Origin of the sequence: Collinsella sp. AM33-4BH (genome assembly GCF_003469205.1) — a bacterium.
Lineage (GTDB): Bacteria > Actinomycetota > Coriobacteriia > Coriobacteriales > Coriobacteriaceae > Collinsella.
Genome location: NZ_QSIN01000018.1, coordinates 1 through 2,207, shown reverse-complemented (window position 1 = coordinate 2,207; position 2,207 = coordinate 1). Strand labels below are relative to the sequence as shown.

The 2,207-nt window shown below is 59.7% G+C and carries 4 protein-coding genes; all 4 read left to right on the top strand.

All coding sequences use genetic code 11. The features are described 5' to 3' along the window. Window positions 1-568 (top strand): SIS domain-containing protein (locus DW821_RS10355; RefSeq protein ID WP_370221267.1); only part of this gene is annotated, 568 nt, incomplete at its 5' end. A gap of 46 nt (window positions 569-614) precedes the next feature. Next, a complete protein-coding gene (locus tag DW821_RS09715; RefSeq protein WP_117565057.1) occupies window positions 615-1,034 on the top strand; it encodes a PTS sugar transporter subunit IIA in 420 nt (139 codons plus the stop codon). A gap of 57 nt (window positions 1,035-1,091) precedes the next feature. Continuing rightward, window positions 1,092-1,574, top strand: a complete 483-nt coding sequence (locus DW821_RS09710; protein WP_117565058.1) for a PTS sugar transporter subunit IIB — start codon at window positions 1,092-1,094, stop codon at window positions 1,572-1,574. Between the two features lie 58 nt (window positions 1,575-1,632). Beyond that, window positions 1,633-2,207 (top strand): PTS sugar transporter subunit IIC (locus DW821_RS09705; RefSeq protein WP_147349536.1); only part of this gene is annotated, 575 nt, incomplete at its 3' end.

Below are 2,207 nucleotides of genomic sequence, written 5' to 3'. Positions count from 1 at the left end.
CCTGCGCCTGCTCAACCGCCGCGGCTGCTTCCCCAAGTTCGACCTGTTTATCGAGCAGACCAAGGACATCTGGAAGGACATGCTCGATATCCGCAAGCGCTTCGAGCCGCGCGCCGAGGAGCTCGCCAAGAAGTACGCCCTGGCCCCCTACACCATGTTCATCGGCTCCGGCGCCCTGTGGGGCGAGACCATCCTGTTCTCGATGTGCATCCTGGAGGAGATGCAGTGGAAGCGCACCCGCTACATCACCTCGGCCGACTTCTTCCACGGCACCCTCGAGCTCGTGGAGCCCGGCGTCCCCGTGTTCCTGTTCATGGGCGAGGACGAGAACCGCAAGCTCGACGAGCGCGTCCGCGCCTTCCTGACCCGCGGTGTGACCGGCGACACCGACATCAACATCATCGACACCGCCGAGTTCGCGATCCCCGGCCTTGACGACGAGTTCCGCGTCATCGTGTCTCCGTGGATTCTGACGGTGCTCGTTACCGACCGCCTGGCTCGCTACTACGAGACGGTCACCAAGCACAACCTCAAGTATCGTCGCTACTATCACCAGTTCGACTACTAAAGAAAACGGGTGCGGGAACGCGCCGGGCTATTGAGAGGAACACAGAATGAGGCAGTACATCATCGCCAGCCATGCGCACTTCGCTACCGGCATCAAGGAGAGTGTCGAGCTGCTCTCGGGCGCTCGCGACAACGTCCACGATCTTTCGATGTTCGTCGATGACCGCATGGACGTGGCCGAGGAGGCCCAAAAACTGCTGGCAGGCATGGCTGCCGACGATGATGTCGTTGTCTGCACCGACCTCTTTGGCGGCAGCGTCAACAACGAGTTCACCAAGATCGTCCAGACGCGTCCCCGCACGTACCTCGTTACCAACATGAACCTTCCTCTGCTTATCCAGCTGCTGTTCTCTGACGAGTCGGCGCCGGTTGAGGAGACGATTCGCGCCATCGTCGCTGCGGACGATACGCGCGTGAAGTTTGTCAACGATCTTTTGGTCGATGACGAAGAGGAAGAAGAGTTCTAATCCGCAGCACCTACTGACACGCCGTAAGACGGCACAAGACCTTTGGGGGGTCACATTATGATTCAGCTACTTCGCGTCGACCATCGCCTGCTTCATGGCCAGGTCGCGGTCTCTTGGGTCCAGGGCCTTGGCTCCAACTGCATTTTCTGCGTGGGCGATAAGGTCGCCAACGACCCGGTGTGGAAGACGACGCTCAAGATGGGCAAGCCTGCCGGCTGCAAGCTCGTCATCAAGGATATGGCGAATGCCATCGAGGCCATTAACTCGGGTGTGACTGACAAATACAAGATGATTATCTGTGTCGCCACCATCGCTGAGGCAAAGCAGCTTGTTGAAGGCTGCCCGCAGATCAAGTCGGTCAACCTGGGCAACACCAAGCCCAAGGACGAGAAGCGCCCCGATGCTCGTCAGGTCTCTCGTCAGATCTTCCTGACTGCAGCCGAGGAGGCCGATGTGCGTGAGATGCTGAACAACGGCGTCGAGGTCGAGATCCGTCCTCTGGCCGATGACCCCAAGGTTGACTGCGCAAGCGTGCTCTAGGCGTTCAATTTCGAAGAGTCTGAGCTCTTCGTAGTGTCCTATTAGGAAAGGGGGATATATGCTTACCCAAGCAATCCTCATCGGACTTATCGCCGCATTTGGTAAGTTCGACTTCCAGCTCGGTACGCTCTATGCGTTCCGCCCCATCGTCCTGTGCCCGCTCGTGGGCCTGGTGCTGGGGGACCTGCAGTCCGGCCTCGCGATCGGCGCCAGCCTGGAGCTTCTGTTCATGGGCTCGATCTCCATCGGCGCCTACGTGCCGCCTGATGAGACGATCGGCGGCGTGCTCGCCTGCGCCTTCGCTATCCAGTTGGGCCAGAGCACCGAGGCAGCCATCGCGCTCGCTATGCCCATCGCCACGCTGTGCCTTGCCATCAAGAACATCCTCAACGCCGCCCTGCCGATTCTGGTTGACCGCGCTGATGTCTTCTCCGGCCAGGGCAACCTTAAGGGTGTCTATGCGATGCACTTCCTGATCGGTTTGACCGGTATCATCATGGCGTTCCTGCTGTGCTCGCTGTCGTTCTATCTGGGTGCTGACGCCATCCAGGGCATGCTCGACTTCATCCCGCCCTTTGTCCTTGCTGGCTTTGGCGTTGCCGCCAACATCCTGCCGGCCATGGGCTTCGCCAT